This is a genomic window from Streptomyces sp. MBT65 (genome assembly GCF_016612545.1).
GTDB lineage: Bacteria > Actinomycetota > Actinomycetes > Streptomycetales > Streptomycetaceae > Streptomyces.
Map to the genome: position 1 here is coordinate 1 of NZ_JAENRY010000110.1, position 23,314 is coordinate 23,314.

Consider the following 23,314-nt stretch of genomic DNA (forward strand, 5'->3'; position numbering starts at 1 on the left):
CGGTGTGGTCGGCAGGGGCGGGCGCCGTACGGTCGTGATCCGCGCCCTGGTGTGGATCGTACGGCGGCGGACTCAGCTCCGGCCGGTGGCGCCGGACGACACGGGCGCGTGCTCCCCTCTGCCGGACTCGTCCGGGGTTTCGGCCAGCAGATGGCGCAGGCGCTCACCCTCGACGTCGACGTTGGGCAGCGCCCGGTCCAGCCAGCCGGGTAGCGCCCAGGCGCGGCGGCCGAGCAGGGTCATGACCGCGGGCACGAGCGTCATCCGGACGACGAAGGCGTCGAAGAGGACGGCGGAGGCGAGGCCCAGGCCGATCGACTTGATGAGCGCCACGTCGTCCAGCAGGAACCCGGCGAACACGGAGATCATGATGACCGCGGCGGCCGTGACCACCCGGGCGCTGTACCGGAAGCCCGCGATCACCGCCTCCGTGGGGTCGGCCCCGTGGACGTACTCCTCACGCATCCGGGTCACCAGGAACACCTCGTAGTCCATGGCGAGCCCGAACACCACGCCGATCATGAAGATCGGCAGGACGCTCACGATCGGCGAGGTCTGGTCGACGCCGAACAGGTCCGCCAGCCAGCCCCACTGGAACACCGCGACCACCACACCGAGCGTGGCGAGCACGCTGAGCAGGAAGCCGAGGGCCGCCTTGAGCGGGACCAGGATCGAGCGGAAGACGAGCAGCAGCAGGACCAGGGCCAGGCCGACGACCACGCCCAGGTAGGGGATCAGGGCGCCGCTGAGCTTGTTGGACACGTCGATGTTAAGCGCGGTCGTGCCCGTGACCATCAGTTCGGCACCGGTGTCGGACTTCAGCGCCGGGCCCCGGTCGCGGATCTCGGAGACCAGGTCGACGGTGGCCTGACTGCTGGGGGAGCTCTTCGGTACGACGGAGATCAGGGCCACGTCGCCGCTCTGGTTGAACACCGCGTGGCGTACGGCGGCGACGTCGGTCATCTTGCCGAGCTGGGTCACCGCGTCCTGCGCGGCGCTCTTGGCGTCGCTGCCGCCCCGGCCGTCGACGACCACGGTCAGCGGGCCGTTGTAGCCGTCGCCGAAGCCCTTGGTGATCGTGTCGTAGGCGATCCGCTCGCTGGTGCCCGGCGAGGACGTGCTGTCGTCGGGCAGGGCCAGGCGCATCGACAGCGCGGGGATGGCCAGGACACCGAGCCCGACGACGGAGACGACCAGCATCTTCAGCGGGTTTCGGGTCACGAACCGGGCCCAGCGCACGCCCGTCGTCTCGCCCTCGCCGCGCTCCTGGACCGCGCGCATCCGGCGGCTGGTGAACCGGCTGCCCATGATCCGCGTCCCGGCGAAGCCCAGCACCGCGGGCAGCAGGGTCAGCGCGATCAGTACGGCGACGACGACCGCGAAGGCGGCGCCCAGACCCATCGTGGTCAGCATGCTGATGCCGATGATGCTCAGACCGGCCAGGGCGATGACGACGGTGAGACCGGCGAACACCACCGCGGAACCGGCGGTGCCCAGCGCGCGGCCCGCGGCCTCCTCCGGTTCGTGGCCGTCCCGGATCTCGCTGCGGTACCGGGAGACGATGAACAGGGCGTAGTCGATGGCCACCGCCAGGCCAAGCATCAGCGCCAGCGTCGAGGCGGCCGAGCTGAGGTCGAAGAACGCGCTCGCGACCGTGATGGCGGCGACCGCCGTCCCGACCCCGAAGATCGCCGTCAGCAGCGGCAGCCCCGCCGCGAGCAGCGACCCGAAGGTGATGACGAGCGCCACGGCCGCGATCAGCAGACCGATCAGCTCGGTGCTGCTGCTGCCCGCCTTCTCCTGCACGGCGTTGCCGCCCAGGCTGACCGCGAGGCCGGCCTTCTCGCCCTTGTCGGCCACGGAGTGCAGCGCGTCGCGCGCCGCGTCGCTGACGTCGGGCTGGGTGACCTTGTAGGTGACCTGGGCGTAGGTGATGGTGCCGGACTTGCTGATCAGGCCGCTCTGGTACGGGTCGCTGACGTTCGCGACCTGGGGCGCCTTCTTCAGGTCGGCGATCAGCGACTGGACCTCGGCCTTGTCGGCGCCGGACGCGAGCGTGTGCCCGACCGGTGCCTCGAACACCACGCGGGCGGTGGCGCCCGAGGCCGACGCCTGCGGGAACTCCTTCTCCAGCAGGTCGATCGCCTTCTGCGACTGCGTGCCGGGGAGGCTGAAGCTGTCGGAGGTGCTCGTCGTGACGTTCATGGCACCGATGCCGACGACCGCCAAGGCGGCGATCCACAGCATCAGGACGAGCCTTCGGCGCCGGAACGAGAACCGGCCCAGCCGGTAGAGGAAGGTGGCCATGGGGTACTCCCACCAGGTTCGACAGAAAGTGGAGGGCCTGCGCGACCCACGCCTTGACGCTATGAGCGGCTTTCCTCGAGTCCGCAGCACCGGGGAAGTGAAAACGGCCGGCGTGACTAGTACCGGGGTACTAGACCCTCTCCACCCTCCAGAGCAGAAGGGCCCCACTCTTCAGTGCGGAAGTGCGCCGTGATCCTCCCCATACGAATCCGGAACAAGAGCCGGTTATGGTGACCAGGCGAATCGAAAAGGGACAGAACCGGCGGAGGACACCGTGTCGGACGAAGGGCGTCGCATCGCCGGGCGCTACCGGCTGACCGAGCGGATCGGCCGGGGCGGCATGGGCACCGTCTGGCGCGCCGACGACGCGGTGCTCGGCCGCCAGGTCGCGATCAAGCGGCTCCACGACCGGCCGGAACTCTCCGCCGACGAACTCGCCACCCTCTACGAACGCACCCGCCGCGAGGCCCGCAGCGCCGCCCGCATCGCGCACCCGAACGTGATCGTCGTCCATGACGTCGTCGACGACGAAGGGCGCCCCTGCATCGTCATGGAGTACGTCCCGGGCCCCACGCTCGCCGAACTCCTCGAGGACGGCCGCACCCTCCCGTACCAGGAGGCGGCCCGGTTCGGCCTGGACATGGTCGCCGCCCTGCGTGCCGCCCACGCCGCCGGTGTCCTGCACCGCGACGTCAAGCCCGGCAACGTCCTGCTCGGCGCCGGCGACCGCATCGTCCTCACCGACTTCGGCATCGCCACGACGGACGGGACGTCGACCCTGACCAAGACCGGCGAGATGGTCGGCTCCATCCACTACATGGCCCCGGAGCGGATCCGCGGGCGCACCCCCGGAACCGCCTCCGACCTGTGGGCCCTGGGCGCCACGCTCTACCAGGCCGTCGAGGGACGCCCGCCGTTCCGCCGGGCCACCGCGATGGAGACCGCGTACGCCATCGCCGTGGACCCGCTGGAACCCATGAAGCAGGCCGGACCGCTGGAGCAGATCGTCGAGGCGCTCCTGAGCAAGGAACCCGACGAACGGCCCACGGCAGAACAGACGGAACGGGCCCTGCAAGCCGCGTGGTGGGGCGAGTCGACGGCCGAACCGCGCCCGGCCACCGCCGAGTTGACCACCGTGGAACCGGAACCGAGACCGGCCGGCGACTCCGGTCGTGGGCGGCGGCGGGGCCGCAAGGGGCTTCTCCTCGGGGGGATCGCCGTCGCGGTGGCCGCGGCCCTGGCGGCCACCGCGTTCGTGCTGCACACGACGTCGACGTCCGCACCCGGGCACGCGGCGAGCCCGCCAACGACCACCGCCTCCGCGTCACCCGTCCCGGCGGGCTACCACCTCGTACGGGACCGGCAACTCGGCGTCTCCTTCCCGGTGCCGGACGGCTGGAAGGCCGGCAAGCGGTCGGCGGAGAGCGTCACCTACACCGACGCGACGGGCCTGGCCGGGCTCACCATCGGCGTCGTCGACCCCGCGGGACCCGACCCCAGCACGCACTTCGCGGACATCGAGGCCAACACCAAGGTCAACTACCCCACGTACCGCAGACTCCGTATGCAGCAGACCACCTTCCGTCAACAGCCCGCCGCCATCTGGGAGTTCACCTTCCAGGGCCGGGTCCGGGTGTTCCGTGCCATCGACCTCGGCTTCGGCCGGGAGGGCGACCGCGAGTACGACATCTACCTCTCGGCCCCGGACGCCAAGTGGGACACCTACCGTCCCGTCTTCGACCGGGCCAGGGACGGCTTCGTGCCGTCCGCGTCGTAACTCGCCCGCTCACACCGGGTGTTCGGCACACAGACAGGCGACGCCCTTCTCGATCCAGTCCCGCTCCACCCACTCCGGACGCCGCTCGATCATGAGCGCCCTGACCTCCTCGACGATCGTCTCCTCGCTCATCGCCGAGTCGCGCCGCACCCACGTCTCGTCCCGCAGCAGCCGAAGGTAGTCGCGGACGTCCGCGAGCAACTCCGGTCCGCCGACGGCCCCGTGGCCCGGCACCACGACCCGCGCCTCCTCACCCGCGAGCCGCTCCATGACCGCGAGCCAGCGCGTGCCGGAGACATCCGTGTCGTACGGCGGGAACCACGGGAAGATCGCGAACTGCCCCGCCTCCACCAGGTCCCCGGTGAACAGCACACCCGCGTCCGGCACCCGCACGACCTGGTCGCCCCTGCTGTGCGCCCGGCCGGTGGCCCTCAACTCCACCACCCGGCCGCCCAGTTCGAGGTCGTACGTCTCGTCGTACACGAGGTCGGGCTCCGGCAGGACGACCCCTTCGAGCCGCCGGGCGACCGTCTCGCCGAGGCCCCGGAACATGTCGAGATAGCCCGCCCCCTTCACCTTCAGGTCCTCGGCCTGCGCGCGGTTCACGAGGAACGTCGCCTCGCCCGCGAAGGCCTGCGCCCCGAAGGCGTGTTCAGGGTGGAAGTGGGTCGTCGTCACATACAGCCTGCGTCCCTTGGCGTACTCGGACGCGAACTCCAGTACCTTCTCGGCGTTCCGGGGCCCCAGCCCCGTCTCCACGACGAGCACCGCGTCCCGCCCGCCGATGACACCGATGTTGGGCACCAACGGCACCCGCCGGTCCGGTACGACCACCAAGTCCCGGTCCAGTTCCCGCACTTCGGCGATGTGCACGATCGGGTCGGGCAACACACGGTCGGCCATGGCGACTCCTCAGCAGTACGACGTTCTCGTCCGGCCCCACTCCACCGCCGGGCCCCGTCCGGTGTCCAAGACCGATCCGGTACGCCCGATACCGCGTCGGTATCATCGCCGGTCATGGAGCTACGCACGCTGCGCTACTTCGTGGCGGTCGCCGAGGAACTCCACTTCGGCCGGGCCGCCGCGCGCCTGCGGATGACCCAGCCGCCGCTGAGCCGGGCGATCAGACAACTGGAGACCGAGCTGGGCTGCGCCCTGCTGCTCCGCTCGCCCGCGGGGGTCGCCCTGACCCCGGCCGGCGTCCTGCTCCACGAGGAGGCGCGCGCCTCCTCGTGGAGCAGGACGCCGGCCGGGTGCGGGCCCGGGTGAGTGACCTGGCCGGACCGGTCACCCTGACGGTGGGCACCCTCGCGGACAGCGCCGAGGAGTTCGGCACCCGGCTCGCCGCCGTCCACCGGGAGCACCACCCCGCCGTCCGTATCGTCATCCGCGAGTCGGACCTGACCGATCCGACCGCCGGACTACGTGCCGGACTTGTCGACGTGGCGCTGACCAGGGCACCCTTCGACGACACGGGCATCGCCACCAGGACCCTGCGCTCGGACCCGGTCGGGGTGGTCCTGCGCACGGACGACCCCCTCGCCCACCGCGACCGCCTGTGCCTGGCCGATCTCGCCGAGCGCCGCTGGTTCCGCTTCCCGGACGGCACGGACCCGGTGTGGCAGGCCTACTGGACGGGCGCGGCCGACGCCGGCAGCCGCCGTGACGGGCCCGTCGCACGGACGGCTCACGAGTGCCTCCAGTCCGTCCTGTGGAACGGCACCGTGGGCCTGATGCCGCTCGGGCACGCCCTGTCCGAGGGGCTGACGGTGGTGCCGCTGACCGACATGCCGCCGAGCAGGTTCGTCATCGCCTGGCGCGCCGCCGACACCACTCCACTTCTCCGCTCCTTCGTGCGGCTCGCCCGGGCCGTCCATCGCACGACCGACGCGGCGGGGACGGCGACCAGGGCGGGATGAGCACCGGGCGGCCCCGTACGAGAGGGTGTGCACCGGTCTTGCCTCGGCGGCCCGCGCCCCGTTACGTTGCGGCAAAGTTACTGGCCAGGTACGCGATGCGGTCCGGCGCATCGGTGTTCGGCGAACGGAACGGGCATCGGGTGACAGGTCGCGGCAAGGGACAACTGGAGGCGCAGTACGGCCTCCTGACGAGCATCGCCACGGAGGCGGGCGTCTCGCTCAGCACGGTGTCCAAAGTGGTGCACCGGCGCCGGGACGTCGGCGCCCGGACCCGCGAGCGGGTCGAGGAACTCCTCGCCCGGCACGGCTTCGTACGGCCCTGGGAGCGGGATCCCGCGACGCCCCGGCAGATCATCGCGGTGTTCCGGGACCTGTCCGGGCCGTACACGCTGGAAGTGGTCCGCGGCATCGTGGACGCGGCGGGCGCGCTCGGGATCGACGTCGTCACCGGCACCACGAGCCGGCGGTCGATCTCCGGCTGGCTGGAGCAGTGCGTCGCGCTCGGCGCGGCCGGGATCGTCATCGTGATCTCGATGCTCTCCGAGGAGGACCAGCGCCGCATCGTCGAGCAACGACTCCCGGTGGTGCTGATCGACCCGCTCAGCGCGCCCTCCGCGGACATCCCCAGCATCGGCGTGACGAACTGGAGCGGCGCCCGCGACGCCGTACAGCACCTGCTGGGGCTCGGGCACACCCGGATCGGCATGGTCGCGGGCCGCTCCCACTCGCTGGCCGGGGCGGCCCGCGTGCACGGCTACCGGGCCGCGCTGGAGGAGGCCGGGATCGCCTACGATCCGGCGATCGTCCGCTCCACGGACTTCGACTACGCCGAGGCGCTCGCCACCGCCGGCCAGATCCTGCGGGCCGACGACCCGCCCACGGCCGTCTTCGCGGCCAGCGACGCACAGGCGCTCGGCGTCCTGGAGGCCGCCCGGCAGCACGGGCTCGCGGTACCGGACGACCTGGCGGTCATGTCCTTCGACGACACCCTCGTCGCGGCGATGGCCTGCCCACCGCTGAGCGCCGTACGCCAGCCCTTCGAGGAGTTGGGGCGCGAGGCCACTCGCGTGCTCCTGGAACTCGCCCAGGGCAGACAGCCGGTGTCCCCGCGTATAGAGCTGGCCACGGAACTCGTGCTGCGGACTTCGACGTCCGGGCGGCGACGCGTCAATAGCGCGTAACCCGGAATTCCGCGAAACACTTTCGAAACGCGCCGGTGACATTGCCATGCCCGCTGCGAATACTGGCCTCCTGCCCGGACCCCCTCCCGGTGAAAGGAAAGCCGTTGACAAGAACCTGGGTGCGAAAGGCTTTCGCGTGGGCGACAGCCTTCGGCACGGGCGTGGCATTCGCCATCGCCTCCGCGACGAGCGCCTCCGCCTATCAGCCGAGTCCCGCCAATCTGTATACGGCGACGAACACTGCCGCGTGCAGCAAAAGCCCGTGTGTTCTCTACCCGAAGTCGGCCCAGTTGGCGGACGGCCGGATCGTGGCCACCTTCGAGGACGACCAGACCGCTCCGGTCGGCCAGACACTGCCGATATACAAGAGTGACGACTCCGGCACGACCTGGGCGAAACTCTCCGACGTCAAGGCCCCCGCCTATCTCTCCAGCGACTCCAAGTACGCGAAATACACGAGCAATTGGACCAACCCGTATCTCTACGTCCTGCCGCAGAACGTCGGAAGTCTGAGCGCGGGCACGCTGCTGCTGGCGAGCATCGTCTCCGGCGACGACTACTACTACCAGGAGCAGAAGGCCGCCAACTCCAGCTGGACGCCCACCAGTGACGGCGACCGCAAGGACGTGGCGCTCGCCCTCTACTCCAGCACCGACGACGGCGCGACCTGGACCATCCAGAACATCATCGCCGCGGGCGGCTGGCAGGGCGGCAGCGCGGGCAGCGTCGGCCGGGTCTCCACGGCCAACACCTACGCCCAGGTCGACCCCGTCTGGGAACCCCATCTCCTCGCCCACAACGGCCAACTCATCGCCTACTACTCCGACGAGGACGACTACACCGGCTACAACACCACCACGGGCGCCCCGACCCTCGACCCGGACAACGCCACGGCGACGGACTCCGGCGGTCAGGTCCTCCTCCACCGCACCTGGGACGGCTCCAGCTCAACTGCCTGGAGTTCCCCGGTCGTTGACGTCCCCGGCTCCACGGTGAGCATGGGCAGCGGCAAGACGGAGATCGGCGGCGGGCGCCCCGGCATGACGACCATCGCCCCGACGACCGACGGCAAGTGGCTTCTGACGTACGAGTACTGGGGCGGCGGTACGAACGTCCGCTACCGGATCTCCGACGACCCGACGAAGTTCTTCTCCGCCACGGACAACCCGATCACCTCACTGCCCGTGCCCTCGGGCGGGGCCACCCTCACCACCGGCGGCAGCCCGGTCCTCCTCCCCATGCCGGACGGCCGGATCGTCTACAACGCGGCGGGCAGCGGCGACGTCTGGGTCAACGAGTCCGGGCTCAGCACCGGGACCTGGAAGGAGTACAAGACGTCGATCGCGGCCGGGTACAGCCGCATGCTCCAGTACGTCGACGGCACCGGACGCGTCCTCGTCCTCCAGGCCTCCTGGAGCGGCACCAGCGTCGGCCCCGTGAAGTACGCCGAGGTCGACCTCGGCCGCTCCGACGGCGCCTACTACAGCCTCGTCAACCGGCTCACCGGGCAGGTGCTCAGCCCCGCGTCCGGCAAGACCCAGGACGCCAACCTCACCGGGAACACCCCGGACCTGGTCCTGAGCGCCGCCAACTCCACCGACAACACCCAGCGTTGGCACCTCACCACCAAGGGCAGCAATGTCACGCTGCTCAACAAGGCAGGGGGCCGCTCGGTCGCCATCTGGACCGGCACCGCGACGGCCGGGCAGAAGCTGGCCCAATGGGTCGACGACGGAGCCACCGACAAACAGTGGACCCAGGTCGCCTCCTCGACCAGCGGCTACTACAAGCTCCGCTCGGTCCTCAACACCAGCCTCTACATGACCGGTTCGACCGCGGGCGGTTCCGTCACCGTCGCCGCGGCGACCACCGACGGCTCCCAGGACTGGCAACTCGTCCAGGACCCGCTCCCCACGGCCGCCACCTTCACCCTGAAGGGCACCAACTCCGGCCGCTGCCTCGACGTCCCGAACGGTGCGACGGGCGTCCAGGTGCAGATCTACGACTGCTCGGGCAACGCCAACCAGACGATCACGCAGACCACGGCCGGTGAACTCCGCGTCAACGGCAACTGCCTGGCCGCGAACGGCGACGGCACCACCGCGGGCACCACGCTCATCCTCTGGGCCTGCAACGGGAAGTCCAGCCAGAAGTGGGCGTTCCGCGTGGACGGCACGATCGTCAACCGGGCCAACGGCCTGGTCATCGACGTGACCAACTGGGGGACGGCCAACGGCTCGAAGGTGGAGCTGTGGACGGGACTGGGTGCCGCGAACCAGCAGTGGAGCCGCGCCTAGGCGCACAACGGAGGGCGGCGTCACCGTGGTTCACGGTGGCGCCGCCCTCTCGTGTGTCCGTCCGGCCTACTCCCGCTCGACGCTCACCGGCACCGCGTGCTGCCGCAGCACCGTCGCGTCCCGCTCCTCGCCGACGAGCTGGATCGTCTCCCGGACCGGTGTGTCCAGGATGGAGACGCCGATCTGGAGCTGGATCTCGCCGGGTTCGACGATGCGTGTGCCGCCCAGGCCGGTGAACGCCAGCCGGTCGGTGTCGACATGGAAGCGGACCGTCGCCCGCTCACCGGGTTCAAGGGCCACCTTGGCGAACCCGAGCAGGGACCGCACCGGCCGGGTCACCTGCGCGACCGGATCGATGGCATACATCTGCACCGTCTCGGCACCCGCCACCGCCCCCGTGTTCCGCACCCGCGCGCTCACCGTGAACTCACCGTCCACCGGCACCAGTTCACGGTCCACGCCCAGCCCCTCGATCGCGAAGCTCGTGTACGACAGCCCGTGCCCGAAGGGGAACGCAGGGGTCGGATCGAGGTTGGACAGCCAGCTCTGCCGGTCGCCGAGCGGCGCGTGCAGATAGGTGTAGGGCTGGCCGCCGGGCGTGGTCGGGATCTGCACGGGCAGCTTGCCGCTGAAGTTCGCCTTGCCTGCGAGGAGTTGGGCCACCGCACGACCGCCCTCCTCGCCCGGCAGGAAGACCTGCACCATGGCGGCGGCGGTGGACGCGAACCGGCCCACCGCGTACGGCCGGCCGCTGCTCACGATCAGGACGACCGGCCGCCCGGTCGCCAACACGGCCTCGACCAGCTCCTCTTGTACGCCCGGCAGCCGCAGGTCCTCCACGTCACAGCCCTCGCCCGAGGTGCCGATCCCGAACATGCCGGCCTTGTCACCGACGACCAGCACGGTGAGGTCGGCCCCGGCGGACGCCTCCACCGCCGCCGCGATACCGGAGCGGTCCGCCTCCCGGATCGTGCAGCCCTGCGTGAACTCCCACTCCACACCGGGCAGTTCGGCCGTCAGCGCGTGGCGCAGGGAGACTGCCTCGACACCGTTGCCAAGGTCGTCGCGCTCGGCGAGGACGTGGTTGGGGAAGCTGTAGCAGCCGAACATGGTCCGTACGTCGTCCGCGCACGGGCCGATCAGCGCGATCCGCCCGGCCGAGGGGAGCGGGAGGATTCCGTCGTTCGACAGGAGCACGGCGCTCGACTGGGCCACGGCGTGGGCGAGTTGACGACTTGTCGGCTTGTCGAGGTCCAGCTCACCCGCGATCAGGGCGGGCGGGCGCGGGTCCCAGTCGGCGTCGAGCAGTCCGAGGTCCGCCTTCTGGGACAGAACCCGGCGTACCGCCCGATCCACCAACTCCCTCTCCACCAGGCCCTGTTCGACGGCGTGCACGAGCGCGGTGCCGAAGCCGCGCTGGTCGGGCAGTTCGACGTCCATCCCGGCACGGAGGGCGAGCGCGCCCGCGGCGGGGAGGTCGGCGGCCACCCGGTGGGCGTTCACGAGGAACGGCAGGGACCAGTAGTCCGAGACGACGGTCCCCTCGAAACCCCAGGCGTCGCGCAGGACTTCGGTCAGCAGCCAGCGGCTCGCGGCGGGCGCCTCGCCGTCGATCTCGGCGTACGAGTTCATGACGGACCGCACGCCCGAAGCGACGAGGCGTTCAAACGGAGGGAGGATCACGTCGAAGAGTTCGCGGCGGCCGGCGTGCACGGGGGCGTGGTTGCGGCCGCCCATCGAGGCCGAGTACCCGGCGAAGTGCTTGAGGGTCGCGTACACCCCCGCGCTCTGCAACCCGGTGACATACGCGTCGGCCAACTCGCCGACCAGGTAAGGGTCTTCGCCGTAGGTCTCCTCGCAGCGGCCCCAGCGGTAGTCACGGATGACGTCCACGACGGGGGACAGGCCCTGGTGGACTCCCGCCTCGGCCATGTCGGAGCCGATGGCCTCGCCCACCCTGCGGATCAGCGCGGGGTCGAAGGTGGCCGCCATGCCGAGCGAGGTGGGGTAGATGGTGGCGCCGTACGCGGTGAAGCCGGTCAGGCACTCGTCGTGGGCCATGGCCGGGATGTCGAATCTGCTCTGCGCCACGACCTGCCGCTGGTGCTGTGCCAGGAGGCGGGCGTGTTCCAGCGCGGGCCGGGGCAGGGTGCCGTAGGGCCGGGTGAGCTGGCCCAGGCCGTGCCGGGCGGTCTCGTCGAGGTCGCCGACGCGGCCGAAGTGGTTGCTGCCCGGGGCCACTTCGGGGCCGTCGGCCTCGATGTCCTCCCAGGTGCTGCTCAACTGTGCGACCTTCTCCGGCAGGGTGAGCCGGGCGAGCAGTGCCTCGACGCGTTCGGCGGTCGGCAGGGCGGGGTCGGTCCAGGGGCGGTCGTTCTCCTTCTGGGGGAGGCCGCCGTGGTCGGGGATGGTGGTCGTCATTCACGACTCCTCGGTGTTGCGCGGGCACGCCGACGGGGCCGGGCGCCTGGCCCGGCCTACGTGCGGGTGAACTGCCCGGTGGTGGGGGCTACTTGGAGAAACCGGCGGTGAGACCGGCGACGAGCTGGCGGCGGGCCAGGATGAACAGGGCCAGCATCGGCAGGGTGGAGAGCACCACCGCGGCCATCGTGGCCGGGACGTCGATGCCGAACTGGCCGCGGAACAGGGTCAGTGCCAGGGGCAGGACGGCCTTGTCGCCGCTCTGGGTGAGGATGAGGGGGAAGAGGAAGCCGTTCCAGACCTGGAGGCCGTCGTAGACGGCGACCGTCATCAGCGCCGGGCGGGCCAGGGGCGCCGCGAGCGACCAGAGCATGCGCCAGTCGCCGGCGCCGTCGACGATCATCGCCTCGAACAGCGAACGGGGCACGTCCCGCAGGAAACTCACCAGGATCATCACGGTGATCGGCAGCGCGAACGCGGCCGAGGGCAGGACGATCGCGAGCAGGCTGTCGTAGAGGTGCATGCGGATGATCAGCAGGTACACCGGGATGATCACCGCCTGGAGCGGGATCGCCAGGCCCAGGAGGAACAGGCGGAAGGACACCCGGGAGAAGCGGCTGCCGGCGTTGCGGACGATCGAGAAAGCGGCCATCAGGGCGACGGCGACGGCGATGACGACCGTGCCCGCGGTGACGACGACGCTGTTGAGGAGGTAGGTGGTGAAGTCGCCGTCCAGGACGGTCCGGTAGCTGTCCAGCGTCGGATGGCCGGGCAGCGCGAGGGGGCTGTCGGAGGTGAAGTCGGACTGGCTGCGGAGGCTGGTGACGACGAGCCAGTAGATGGGGACGACGACGATCGCCGTCCAGATGAGCGTGGCGCCGCTGGTGAGGGTGCGGCGCAGGAAGCCCGGTACGGGGTTGCGCCGGACGGGCCCGGGCGGCACCGCCCGGTGGCCGGGGACGGTCTCCCGTCCGGTGGTGGTGCGGGTCTTGGTCACGGTGGTGCTCACATGCCCTCCTGCTGGCTGTCCATCCGGGTGAAGCCGGACAGGCGGGTGGTCAGCAGCGACAGGCCGAGGCCGAAGACCACGAGCAGCGTGGCCACCGCGCTGGCCCGGCCCATGTCGTGGGCCTGGAAACCGGTGATGTACATGGAGAGGGGAAGGACACGGGTGGCGGTGCCGGGGCCGCCGGTGCCGCCCGACAGGACGAAGATCAGGTCGAAGTAGGTGAGCGAGCCGACCAGCATCAGCGTGCTGGAGGTGACCAGCGTGTACTTCAGCTGCGGCAGCGTGATGTGCAGGAAGCGGGTCACGGGCCCGGCGCCGTCGAGCGCGGCGGCCTCGTACAGGGCGGTCGGGATCTGCCGTATCCCCGCCTGGTAGAGCAGGGCGTGGAACGGCACGAACTGCCAGGCGATCGCGAAGATCACGGTGTACAGGGCGAGTTCGGGCGAACCGAGCAGCGGCTTGGCCAGCCAGTGCAGACCGGGGGTGGAGCCGATGCCGAAGGACGGGTCGAGCAGCGCCTGCCAGGTCAGGCCGATCGCCACCGCGGACAGCAGCAGCGGCAGGAAGAACAGCACGGCGAACAGGGCGCGCAACCGCCCCCGGGGTGCCTGGAACAGGCCCAGCGCCAGGGCGATGGGCGTCTGCACCAGCCAACTGACCAGCATCACCTTGACGGTGAGCCACAACGACTGCCAGGTGGCGCTGTCGGTGAGGACGGACGTCCAGTTGGTGACGCCCGCCCAGGTGATGGAGCCCAGGCCGTCCCAGCGGGCGACGCTGAGCGCCGCCACGCCGACCAGGGGGACGAGACCGAAGAGACCGAAGAGGAGCAGGGCCGGGGCGGCCATCAGGAGGCCGCTCCCTCCTCTCCGGCGCGTCGGGGTGGTGGTGATGGTCACGACCCCGCCTTGCTCATGTTCGTCCCGAAGTCCGCGGGCGCGATCTGCCGCAGGAACGACTTGTCGGTGTTGGTCAGCAGCGGGTCGGCCTGGTCGGACGGCAGCGCCTGGTCCCACGAGAGCTGGAAACTCGGGGCCTTGTCCACCAGGTCGTAGACGAACGTCAGCCACGCCTTGTCGGACGAGGACTTCACCGCCGCGAGCTTGGAGTCCAGGCCCTTGACCGGCGGGACGCTGCCGGAGGCGAGGTAGGCGTCGACCTGGGAGCCGTTCAGGATGTAGTCCTTCAGGTACGTCAGCGCTTCCGACTTGTGCTTGGTCGACTTGTTCAGCGACAGGAAGTTCGACGAGTTGCCGACGATGTTCGCGGGACTGCCGGCGCCACCGGTCAGCGCCGGGAAGGCGGTGTAGCCCAGCTCGCCCTTCTTCAGGAAGTCGGGCGCGGCCTTGGCTATGTTCGCGTACTCCCAGGTGCCCATCACCTCCATCGCGGCCTTGCCCGTGTAGAGCAGCGCGGTCGAGGCACCCTGGTCGTAGCTGACGGAGGACGCGTTGTCGCCGAACGCGCCGGCCTTCGCCAGGTCCTGGAGCTTCTGGTTGGCCTTGATGACCGACGGGTCCTTCCAGGCGGCGGCGTCACCGGAGGCGATGTTGCTGAACACGCGGGAGCCGCCGGTGCGGTCCAGCAGGTACTCCAGGTACATCAGCGTCGGCCACTTGGAGTTCGCCGCGAGGGACAGCGGCGTGACGCCCTTGCCCTTGAGCTTCTTCACGGCCGCGAGGAGATCGTCGTACGTCTTCGGGGGCTGGACGCCCGCGTCGGACAGCACCTTCTTGTTGTAGTAGAGGACGACCGGGGCGAGGCCGTTGACGGGGACGCCGTAGACCTTGTTGTCGAAGGTCGCGCTCTGCATCACGCTGTCGGTGTACCGGTCCGAGTTCACGTCCGAGGCGTTCAGGACGTCGACCTTGCCGGCCTTGACGTAGTCGTTGAGGGCGCCGCCGCCCCAGCTGAAGAAGAGGTCCGGAGCCTGGTTCGCGCCGAAGGCCACGCGCAGCTTCTGCTTGTAGTCGTCGTTGGCGAACAGCCGCAGGGTGATCTTCGCGTCGGGGTGGTCCTTGTTGTACGCGTCGACCGACTGCTTGAGGATCGTCTGGTCGTTCAGCGCCCACATCGTCAGGCCCTTCGACGACGAGGTGGTGGACGGACCCGAGGACCCGCAGGCGGCCAGGCCCGCCGCCGCGGCCAGGGTGACCGCGGCGGCGACGGCGCGTCGAATTCTCGGGCTTCCGAGATGTCCGGTGACCGGGATTCCCCGCATGGTGTGCCTCTCTTCTTTCGGCATGCCGTAGGTGCGCAGGGCAGAGGCGGAAACGGATGCCGGACCGAAAGGCTTTCGGATGCCCCACCGTGGGTCGCCTGCCTGCTGGCCGGGACACTGACACGGAATTCACACCCAGGACAAGCACGGGAAATTCCTCGGTTACGAAAGACTTTCGCGACACCGGGGACGCGCTTGCCCCGAAGGCTCACCGGAACTCGTGCACCACCTGGATCTCGTCGACGATGTGGACGTTGAACTCGTCCAGCTCCTCGGCCGGCACCCACAGCTCGAGAATCGTCCGGCCGCCCGCCTGCTGGACGGGGTGGAAGGTCGGCTGTGGACAGCCGGGGCGGCCAGGCATGTCTGTCGAGCGCACCGCGGCGCTCAGGGGCCGGCCACGGAGTTTCGGCCCCGGGTGGCCGACGCCCGCCTCCGACCCGATGCCGCCGTACCACGGGTCGCTACCGTCCGAACGCCCGCGCGGGTGTTGGGATGGGGGCGGCAGAAAGGGGCCGTGGTGGACGGCGACGACGGGGTCAGTGGGTCGGAGAGGTTGGAGAAGGGCTCGGCGGATCGGTTCGCGTTCGCGCGGCGGGCGGTCTCCGCCATCGGGTCGACGCTCGACGAGCGCAGGACGGCGGCGGAGTGCGCGCGGTTCCTCGTCGACGACGGGCTGTGCGACGCCGCGGCCGTGGACCTGTTCGCGCAGGACGAGGCGCGCCCGGCACCGCACGGCATGCTGCACCCGATGGCGGCCGTGGGCCGCAAGGAACTGCTGGACAGCCTGCGCACCGCGCCCCGCGAGGACGTCATGGTCCGCGCCCTGGACGCGGGCCACCCGATCACCACGTCGTTCACCACGAACGACCACGGAGTCCTGGCCGCCCTCTCCGTGCCGCTGACCGCCTGGGGCAAGGCCTACGGCGCGCTCCTCGCGATCCGCGCCGAACGGTCTTTCGGCGACGACGAGGCCGCCGCCGTGCACTACGCGGCCCGGCTCACGGCGGCCCATCTGCACCACGCGGTCGAACACCACCGGCTGCGGACCACCGCCCTGAACCTGCAACAGGTCCTGCTCACCGAACCCAGCCGCCCCCACCCCAACGTCGACATGGCCACCCGCTACCTGCCCGCGGGCAGCGGCACCCTCGTCGGCGGCGACTGGTTCGAGGCCGTACGACTGCACTACGGCCGCACCCTCCTCGTCATCGGCGACGTCATGGGGCACGGCCTGGACGCGGCGGTCGACATGAACGCCTACCGCTCGATGCTCCGCTACGTGGCCTCCACCGATCTGCCGCCCCACCGCATCCTGCGCCAGATGGACACGGCCATGTCCGAGGAGCACAACCGCCGCCCCGCGACCTGTCTGCTCGCCCTCCTCGACCCGGACCGGGGCACGGCCGCGTTCGCCAGCGCCGGCCATCTGCCGCCCGCCGTCTTCCACCGCGACGGCGCCGGCGAACTCATCCCCGTCCCCGTCGGACCGCCCCTCGGCACGGGCCTCGCCGACTTCGAGATGACCACGCTCACCCTCACCCCCGAGGACACCCTGGTCATGTTCACCGACGGTCTGGTCGAGCGCCGGGACGAGGACATCGACGTCTCCCTCGCCCGCCTGGCCCGACTGCGCCTGCACCCCGGCCAGGGCGTCTCCCGCCTCCTCGACGACATCGTGCTGCGTCTCCACGTCCAGGAGGCGGAGGACGACGTGGCGGCGATCGCCGCGCGGCTGCGCCCCAGAGGCCCGGTTCCCGGTTAGCTTCTCCCTGGTCGGCTTCTTCCCGGTCGACTTCGCAAACGGAAAACAAGTACGGCGGCCGATGGCGCCGCGCGGGGTCGGATCATGAGCCGACCAGTTGTCCCCCAAGGGTTGGCAACACCTGGGCAACGCGCGGATGTTGCCGGTCACGGCTTGGCCAACCCCTTTCCGCACGTTGGCCGCAAATTCACCGCACGCCCCTGACACCCCTTGCCGAGCAAGGCGGAGAGTGATCCGAGGTCTGGTCCACGAGATCCCTCGAAGATCCTCAAGAAGGGGCAATCATGGCCGAGTTGACACGTCGTAGACTCCTGGGTTCCGCCGCGGGCGCGCTGGGCGGCGCCGCGGCGCTCTCCCTCCTCCCGCCGAGCGTCCAGAAAGCCGTCGCCGCCGAGCCGCCCAAGAACGGCTCGCTGCGGGACATCGAACACGTCGTCATGCTGATGCAGGAGAACCGGTCGTTCGACCACTACTTCGGCACCCTCTCCGGCGTTCGCGGTTTCGCCGACCCACACGCTCGCAAACTCGACACCGGGCGCAGCGTCTTCTACCAGCCGGACGCGGTGAACCCGAAGGGCTACCTCCTCCCGTTCCACCTCGACACCCACACCTCCAGCGCGCAGGCCATCCCGTCCACCAGCCACGCCTGGTCGGTGCAGCACCAGGCCTGGAACAACGGCAAGATGGACCAGTGGCTGCCCGCCCACCGCGCGGCCGACGGTGTCAACGGCCCCTATGTGATGGGCTATTACACGCGCGAGGACATCCCGTTCCAGTTCGCGCTCGCCGAGACCTTCACCATCTGCGACAACTACTTCTGCTCGGTGTTCGGACCGACCTGGCCCAACCGGCTGATGTGGATGACCGGTTCGATCGACCCCGGCGGCACCCAGGGCGGCCCGATCATCAGCAACGTCGCGCCGACGCCGTACCGCTGGACGACGTACGCGGAACGTCTCCAGAACGCGGGCGTGAGCTGGAAGGTGTACCAGGAGGAGGACGACTACGGCACCAACATGCTGGAGCAGTTCGCCTCGTTCAAGAACGCGCAGCCCGGGTCCGATCTGTACGAGCGGGGTGTACGGCCGCAGCCGCACGGCACGTTCGAGGACGACGCGCGCAACGACCGTCTCCCGACGGTGTCGTGGATCTGCCCCACGAGCTACCAGTCGGAGCATCCGGACTACCTCCCGGCCGCCGGTGCCGACTACGTCGCGTCGAAGATCGAGGCGATCGCGTCCAACCCGAAGGTGTGGCGCAAGACCGCGTTCATCCTCAACTACGACGAGAACGACGGCCTGTTCGACCACGTCGTCCCGCCGACGCCGCCGGCCGGCACGAAGGACGAGTTCATCCAGGGCCTGCCGATCGGTGGTGGCTTCCGCGTCCCCGCGATCATCATCTCGCCCTGGACCGTGGGCGGTTGGGTCGCCTCGGAGGCCTTCGACCACACCTCGGCGCTGCAGTTCCTCGAGCGGTTCACCGGCGTCGAGGAACCGAACGTCACCGACTGGCGCCGGGAGACCTTCGGCGACTTCACCACCGCGTTCCGCTTCCGCGACGCCCGCCCGCGCTCGCCCCGACTGCCCCACGACACGGCGGAGCAGTTGGAGAAGGCGCAGGAGGAAGTGGCAACACTCCCGAAGCCCACGCTACCGGGCGCGGACCAGAGGTTCCCCCACCAGGAACGGGGCCGCCGCCCCCACGTCTGACCGTGCCCGTGCGACGGGCGGCCCTGGCCGGTGCGGTCGGGCCGGGGCCGCCCGTCCGGCTGAGACACCCGCGCCGAACAGCGTGACGTGCGCCGGCGGTGTCCGGCCTGATCTCCGTGACGGGTGACCTTGGCTGGTGCCGTTCGGCCAGCGGGCCCGCACGGCCGAGATGGTCCACTCGGCACAGCCGTGCCGAACAGCACTGTGCGCGCCAGTCCTGACGGGCGCCCGCGGCTGGTGTGGTCCGGCGGGGGTCGCTCGTGTGGCTGGGTTCGTTCGCTCGGCGGTGCTGTGCCGACCAGCGGTGTGCGCGTCGGCCGTGCCGTCCTGCACTGTGTGCGTCGGCGATGTCTGACCTGGCCCCCGTGACAAGTGCCGTCGGCCGGTGCGATCCGGCCAAGGGTGCCCGTGCGCCTGTGATGGCCTGTTTGGTGCGGCCGTGCCGACCGGCGCTGTGCGCGCCAGTTGCATCGGATGTGGACGTCGTGATGGGCGGGGTCGGTCGGTGTGGTCCGGTCAGGGTGGTTGCCCGCGCGCCCGCGACGGTCCGCTCGGCGCGCCCATGCCGACCTGTACCTGCACCACGTACGCCGGCAGCATCCAGCCTGCCCCCGCAACCAGCGGCGCCCACCGCCCGATGTCACCCGGCCAGCGCGCCCCGCGCCGCCGACAGCGCCCTCTCGGCATAACCCCGGCCGAACAGCACCACATGCACCAGCAGCGGAAACAGCTGGTGCAGCCCGATCCGGTCGGTCCAGTCGGGGGCGAGTGGGGCGGAGTCCTGATAGCCGTCCAGGACCTCGGGCAGGTGCGGGCAGCCGAAGAGGTGCAGCATGGCCAGGTCGGTCTCCCGGTGGCCGCCGTGCGCGGCCGGGTCGATCAGCCAGACGTGTCCGTCGGTACCCCACAGCACATTGCCGTCCCACAGATCCCCGTGCAGCCGTGCGGGCGGCTCGGCGGGGCCGGCCAGTTCGGGCAGTCGCTCGCAGACCCGCTCGACCGTCCTGCCCTCGTCGGCGTCCAGCGTGCCCCCGTCGACCGCGCGACGCAGGTACGGCAACACCCGTTGCCCGGCATACCAGTTGGGCCACTCCGCGGTCGGCACGTTGCGCATCGGGGCGAGCCCGATGTACGCGTCCGTCGGACCGCCGGGCGGCGGTGCGCCGAACGCGGGTGCGCCGGAGGCGTGCAGTGCGGCCAGGTCGCGACCGAAACGGACGGCGGCCCGCGCACTCGGCGGACCGGTGGGGACACGGTCGGTGACCAGCCAGTTCGCGTCCTGCCCCCGTACCGTCGGCACCCGGACCGTCCCGGCGTCCGCCAGCCAGCGCAGCCCCGCCGCCTCGGCCCGTACCGCCCCCGGTGCCTCGTCGCCCTTGACCACCACCGACCGCCCTCCGTCGAGCGCGACTTCGGTGACCGCCCCGGACAACGGACGCTCACCGATCACCGCGCACCCGGTGAGCCGGGCCGCCGCCTGCCCCGCACCCTCGCCTTCGATCACGGGAACAGCGTACGACCGGTCAACCAACCGTGGATCGAGGGACATCCGCGAGACCGGACTCGCGCAGCACCCGCTCGACCGTCGCCGCCAGCGGGCTCGTCGCCGGGACCACCGTCTCGACACCTCCGGGCAGCACGTCCAACGGGCGGTACCACTCACGGAGTTGACGCTCCGTCACCTCGTCCGCGATGGGCTTCGTGGCGTGCCGGGCCAGGGTCTCCTCGAACGGCACGTCGAGGTAGTAGCAGTGCGTGCGGCCCGGATGGTCGGCGAGCAGACCGGCCGGCATCTCGCCGTAGTGGGAGACGTACAGCAGGCCTTCCAGCACGGTGTGGAAACCGTGCGCCAGAGCGTGCCGCACCGTCAGGTCGATCAGGCCGATGTTCGCGCCGCCGGGAATGTCCCGCTCGCGCAGCACCTCGCGCCGCAGCGTGTCCTGGCGGACCAGGGCGATACCCCGGCCGTACCGCTCCCGGAGACCGGTGGCCACCGAACTCTTTCCGGAGGCGCTGTTGCCGCGCAGCACGATCAGCCGCGTGGGGGAGTAGGGCGTTGTCACCGGGGCACCCTATCCGCCGTGTACCGCTGAGTGACCGAGTGGGCACAAAGCGCCCCCTGGGGCTCGCCCGGTCTGCTTATATCGTGGGAAAATGGTGTGATAGCGGCGATTGGTGGCAGGGCCATGGCGGACGCGGAGATCGATTACTCGGCGGTGTTCCAGGGGCTGCCCGGCATGGTGGCCCTGCTCACCCCCGACCTGGTGTACGCGGACGTCAACGAGGAGTACCTCCGCATGTCCGGCCGCACCCGTGAGCAGGTCGTCGGCCGTTTCATGTTCGACGTCTTCCCCGACAACCCGAACGACCCCGTCGCCACCGGCATGCGCAACGTGGAGACCTCGCTGCGCCGCGTCACGGCCACGGGTGAACGCGACGCCATGGCCCTCCAGCGCTACGACGTCGAGTCGACCGAGTGCCCCGGTGAGTGGGAGGAGCGCTACTGGAGCCCGGTCAACGCCCCCGTCCTCGACCGGGACGGCAAGGTGGTGCTCATCGTCCACCGGGTCGAGGAGGTCACCGAACTGATCCGGGCCCGCGGCGGCCCCGGCGGCAGCCGCACCCGGGTGCTGGAGGCCGAGCTGTACACCCGCGCCCGCGAACTCCAGGAGGTCAACGAACGCCTGCGCGGCGCCCACGCCCGCGAACGCGAGGTCGCCCTCGCCCTCCAGGAGGCGATGCTGCCCACCCGCCGCCAGGGCGCCGGCCACCAGGTCGCCGTGCGCTACCGGCCCGCGGTCGGCTCCCTGAACGTCTGCGGCGACTGGTACGACGTGGTCGGCCTGGTCGGCGGGGACCGCATCGGCGTCTCCGTCGGGGACGTCGTCGGCCACGGCCTGGCCGCCGCCGGTGTCATGGGCCAACTGCGCAGCGCCCTGAGCGCCACCTCCCGGGTCGCCGACGGTCCCGCCCAGGCGCTGGACGTCCTGGGCCGCTACGCCAATGTCGTCGACGGCGCCGAATCCGCCACCGTGGTCACGACGTTCGTCGACTTCGACCGGCACACCATCACCTACAGCAGCGCCGGACACCCGCCGCCCGCCCTGGTCCACCCCGACGGCCGCGTGGAGTTCCTGGACCGGGCCACCGACCCACCGCTCGACGCCCGCCCCGACCCGATACCCCGGCCGCAGTCCACCACCGCGTTCTCCCCGGGCTCCACCCTCGTCCTCTACACCGACGGCCTGATCGAACGCCGCCGTGAGGACATCGACAAGGGCCTGGCCCGCCTCGCCGACTCCCTGGTCCGCCACCGGAACACCGACCCCGAGGCCCTAGCGGACGCCGTACTCCTCGAACTCCTCCCGCACGGCGGCGCCACCGACGACACGGCCCTGATCATCGTGCGGCTCTGACCAGCCGTAGAAAAATCCCCGTCAAACGACGATCCCCGTCACACGACGATCCGGGTCATACGACGATGCACGTCATCGCCGCCCACAGCAGCGGCGAGTCTTCGATACGGCCGTCCGCGCGCCAGCGGTCGAGCTGCTCGCGCTGCCAGCTGCCGAGGCTGCGCACGGGGTCGTCGTCCTCGTGAGCAGTGTCGACGGCGATGATCGCTTCCGTCAACGGGCGTACGGAATCATGGAGTTGGGCCAGTCGGTGGAAGGCGAAGCTGGTCGGTAGCACCCAGCGGGTCGCGGTGACCAGCTCGGCGCCGTTGTACAGCATCGCCGTCGCCAGGCCGAAGGACTCGGCGAACCGCAGATCGCCGCCGCTCTCGCAGCCGATGAGGGCGACCCGGCGCGGCGCGGGCCAGATCCGGCCGCCCGGCTCACCGTCCGCGCGCAGCGGGAGCGAGCCCAGCAGAAGGTCCTTGGCGGACAGCGGCCGATGGGTGCGGAGCGGCTCGGCGAGGCCGGTGGCCCCCGCGCCGCAGCACAGGTGCAGCGTGCCGTCCTCGCTCTGCCCGCCCTCGACCGGCGCACCGCTCACATGGCCGACGTACAGCAGCCTGCGGGCACCCTTGCGCAGCACACCGCTCAACCAGTCCCGGTCCAGGTCCGTACGACGGAAGGCCTCCACCGGCGTCGCGACGGACGGGACGACGGCGCCCCCGTCCATACGGCGTCGGACCAGCGACACCAACTCCGGGTCGGAGCCGGGCGGTCCGAGGACGGAACCGAGCGGGGAATCGGCACGGAAACCGGGGACACGGGGGTCGAGGACGAGAACGACCGGGTCCGTGTCGGTGCTCTGTGCCGTCGCCACCGCCGGATCGCGTGGCCGCAGTGACGCCGGTGCGGTGGTCACCACGTCCGCCAGATCGATGAGCCGTACGTCGGTCCCGTCGTCGACCGCGAGCAGTTCCCAGGGCACCTGCGCCACCCGGGGCGACGGCTGGATCCGGATCAGCGGACGCCCCGCCCGCTCCGCCACCTGCCGTATCTGCGCGGTCAGTTGCTCCGGCCACAGCGCCTCGGCCAGCACCCGTGCGAGTCGGCGCTCACTGTCGTACGACGCCAGCGCGCCCGAGTCGAACGCCCGCCGCATGCCCTCCGCCCCGTCACCCGCCCCCGGCAGTGCCTCGGCCAACACCCTTACCGCCGCGTCGACTTCGGCGCCGGGACCGTGACCGGTGCCGAAGTCGACGCGGCGGTAAGGGTGTTGGCCGAGGCACTGCCGGGGGCGGGTGACGGGG

Annotated in this window: 16 protein-coding genes and 1 pseudogene; 7 read left to right on the forward strand and 10 right to left on the reverse strand. The window is 70.8% G+C overall.

From position 1 onward, the window contains the following. Positions 1 to 72 precede the first annotated feature (72 nt). Positions 73 to 2,307 carry an MMPL family transporter gene (locus JHN63_RS24905; RefSeq protein WP_200684326.1) on the reverse strand — a complete coding sequence of 745 codons (2,235 nt, stop codon included), beginning with the start codon at positions 2,305 to 2,307 and terminating at the stop codon, positions 73 to 75. 274 nt (positions 2,308 to 2,581) lie between these two features. On the opposite strand from JHN63_RS24905, the gene JHN63_RS24910 reads away from it, so the two are divergent. After that, positions 2,582 to 4,084: a serine/threonine-protein kinase gene (locus tag JHN63_RS24910; RefSeq protein ID WP_200684328.1), complete on the forward strand. Its 1,503-nt coding sequence runs from the start codon at positions 2,582 to 2,584 to the stop codon at positions 4,082 to 4,084. 9 nt (positions 4,085 to 4,093) lie between these two features. On the opposite strand, the gene JHN63_RS24915 is transcribed toward JHN63_RS24910, so the two are convergent. Beyond that, positions 4,094 to 4,987 carry an MBL fold metallo-hydrolase gene (locus tag JHN63_RS24915; protein WP_200684330.1) on the reverse strand — a complete coding sequence of 298 codons (894 nt, stop codon included), beginning with the start codon at positions 4,985 to 4,987 and terminating at the stop codon, positions 4,094 to 4,096. Positions 4,988 to 5,101: 114 nt separating this feature from the next. On the opposite strand from JHN63_RS24915, the pseudogene JHN63_RS24920 reads away from it, so the two are divergent. From JHN63_RS24920 to JHN63_RS24930, 3 genes and pseudogenes are all read left to right on the forward strand, one after another. Then, positions 5,102 to 6,003, forward strand: a pseudogene (locus JHN63_RS24920) (LysR family transcriptional regulator). 95 nt (positions 6,004 to 6,098) lie between these two features. After that, positions 6,099 to 7,184, forward strand: coding sequence for a substrate-binding domain-containing protein (locus tag JHN63_RS24925; protein WP_234477643.1), 1,086 nt, complete (start codon positions 6,099 to 6,101; stop codon positions 7,182 to 7,184). Between the two features lie 161 nt (positions 7,185 to 7,345). After that, positions 7,346 to 9,481: an RICIN domain-containing protein gene (locus JHN63_RS24930; protein ID WP_307781972.1), complete on the forward strand. Its 2,136-nt coding sequence runs from the start codon at positions 7,346 to 7,348 to the stop codon at positions 9,479 to 9,481. A gap of 66 nt (positions 9,482 to 9,547) precedes the next feature. Here the strand turns inward: JHN63_RS24930 and JHN63_RS24935 are convergent, their stop codons facing one another. The 5 genes from JHN63_RS24935 to JHN63_RS24955 all read right to left on the reverse strand — a co-directional run bounded on the left by JHN63_RS24935 (position 9,548) and on the right by JHN63_RS24955 (position 15,496). Further along, positions 9,548 to 11,902, reverse strand: a complete 2,355-nt coding sequence (locus JHN63_RS24935; protein ID WP_200684342.1) for a glycoside hydrolase family 3 N-terminal domain-containing protein — start codon at positions 11,900 to 11,902, stop codon at positions 9,548 to 9,550. Between the two features lie 88 nt (positions 11,903 to 11,990). Next, the gene (locus JHN63_RS52990) at positions 11,991 to 12,911 is read right to left on the reverse strand and encodes a carbohydrate ABC transporter permease (RefSeq protein WP_200684344.1); all 921 of its coding nucleotides are present in this window, start codon (positions 12,909 to 12,911) and stop codon (positions 11,991 to 11,993) included. Beyond that, on the reverse strand, positions 12,908 to 13,759 hold the full coding sequence (locus JHN63_RS24945; RefSeq protein WP_200684376.1) for a carbohydrate ABC transporter permease: 852 nt from the start codon (positions 13,757 to 13,759) through the stop codon (positions 12,908 to 12,910). The genes JHN63_RS52990 and JHN63_RS24945 overlap by 4 nt, the downstream gene beginning before the upstream one ends. 47 nt (positions 13,760 to 13,806) lie before the next feature. Further along, the gene (locus JHN63_RS24950) at positions 13,807 to 15,132 is read right to left on the reverse strand and encodes an extracellular solute-binding protein (protein WP_200684352.1); all 1,326 of its coding nucleotides are present in this window, start codon (positions 15,130 to 15,132) and stop codon (positions 13,807 to 13,809) included. Positions 15,133 to 15,340: 208 nt separating this feature from the next. Continuing rightward, positions 15,341 to 15,496: a hypothetical protein gene (locus JHN63_RS24955; protein WP_200684378.1), complete on the reverse strand. Its 156-nt coding sequence runs from the start codon at positions 15,494 to 15,496 to the stop codon at positions 15,341 to 15,343. Between the two features lie 156 nt (positions 15,497 to 15,652). Between JHN63_RS24955 and JHN63_RS24960 the strand changes: the two genes are divergently transcribed. After that, the gene (locus tag JHN63_RS24960) at positions 15,653 to 16,897 is read left to right on the forward strand and encodes a SpoIIE family protein phosphatase (protein WP_307781973.1); all 1,245 of its coding nucleotides are present in this window, start codon (positions 15,653 to 15,655) and stop codon (positions 16,895 to 16,897) included. Between the two features lie 284 nt (positions 16,898 to 17,181). Continuing rightward, positions 17,182 to 18,609, forward strand: a complete 1,428-nt coding sequence (locus JHN63_RS24965) for an alkaline phosphatase family protein (protein WP_200684356.1) — start codon at positions 17,182 to 17,184, stop codon at positions 18,607 to 18,609. A gap of 640 nt (positions 18,610 to 19,249) precedes the next feature. Here the strand turns inward: JHN63_RS24965 and JHN63_RS24970 are convergent. Continuing rightward, positions 19,250 to 20,158, reverse strand: a complete 909-nt coding sequence (locus JHN63_RS24970; RefSeq protein WP_200684358.1) for a fructosamine kinase family protein — start codon at positions 20,156 to 20,158, stop codon at positions 19,250 to 19,252. Next, on the reverse strand, positions 20,133 to 20,672 hold the full coding sequence (locus JHN63_RS24975) for a kinase (RefSeq protein WP_200684359.1): 540 nt from the start codon (positions 20,670 to 20,672) through the stop codon (positions 20,133 to 20,135). Before JHN63_RS24975 ends, JHN63_RS24970 begins: the two co-directional genes overlap by 26 nt. Positions 20,673 to 20,795: 123 nt before the next feature. Here JHN63_RS24975 and JHN63_RS24980 point away from each other — a divergent pair, with 123 nt between their 5' ends. Next, positions 20,796 to 22,025, forward strand: a complete 1,230-nt coding sequence (locus JHN63_RS24980; protein ID WP_200684361.1) for a PP2C family protein-serine/threonine phosphatase — start codon at positions 20,796 to 20,798, stop codon at positions 22,023 to 22,025. A gap of 55 nt (positions 22,026 to 22,080) precedes the next feature. On the opposite strand, the gene JHN63_RS24985 is transcribed toward JHN63_RS24980, so the two are convergent. After that, on the reverse strand, positions 22,081 to 23,314 hold a 1,234-nt coding region (locus JHN63_RS24985), incomplete at its 5' end, for a CHAT domain-containing protein (RefSeq protein ID WP_200684363.1).

Coding starts and splice junctions, on each gene's coding strand:
- JHN63_RS24905 (WP_200684326.1), bottom strand. CDS start 2,307: ATGGCCACCTTCCTCTACCGGCTGGGCCGGTTCTCGTTCCGGCGCCGA.
- JHN63_RS24915 (WP_200684330.1), bottom strand. CDS start 4,987: ATGGCCGACCGTGTGTTGCCCGACCCGATCGTGCACATCGCCGAAGTG.
- JHN63_RS24925 (WP_234477643.1), top strand. CDS start 6,099: ATGCGGTCCGGCGCATCGGTGTTCGGCGAACGGAACGGGCATCGGGTG.
- JHN63_RS24935 (WP_200684342.1), bottom strand. CDS start 11,902: ATGACGACCACCATCCCCGACCACGGCGGCCTCCCCCAGAAGGAGAAC.
- JHN63_RS24945 (WP_200684376.1), bottom strand. CDS start 13,759: ATGGCCGCCCCGGCCCTGCTCCTCTTCGGTCTCTTCGGTCTCGTCCCC.
- JHN63_RS24950 (WP_200684352.1), bottom strand. CDS start 15,132: ATGCGGGGAATCCCGGTCACCGGACATCTCGGAAGCCCGAGAATTCGA.
- JHN63_RS24955 (WP_200684378.1), bottom strand. CDS start 15,496: ATGCCTGGCCGCCCCGGCTGTCCACAGCCGACCTTCCACCCCGTCCAG.
- JHN63_RS24965 (WP_200684356.1), top strand. CDS start 17,182: ATGGCCGAGTTGACACGTCGTAGACTCCTGGGTTCCGCCGCGGGCGCG.
- JHN63_RS24970 (WP_200684358.1), bottom strand. CDS start 20,158: ATGTCCCTCGATCCACGGTTGGTTGACCGGTCGTACGCTGTTCCCGTG.
- JHN63_RS24980 (WP_200684361.1), top strand. CDS start 20,796: ATGGCGGACGCGGAGATCGATTACTCGGCGGTGTTCCAGGGGCTGCCC.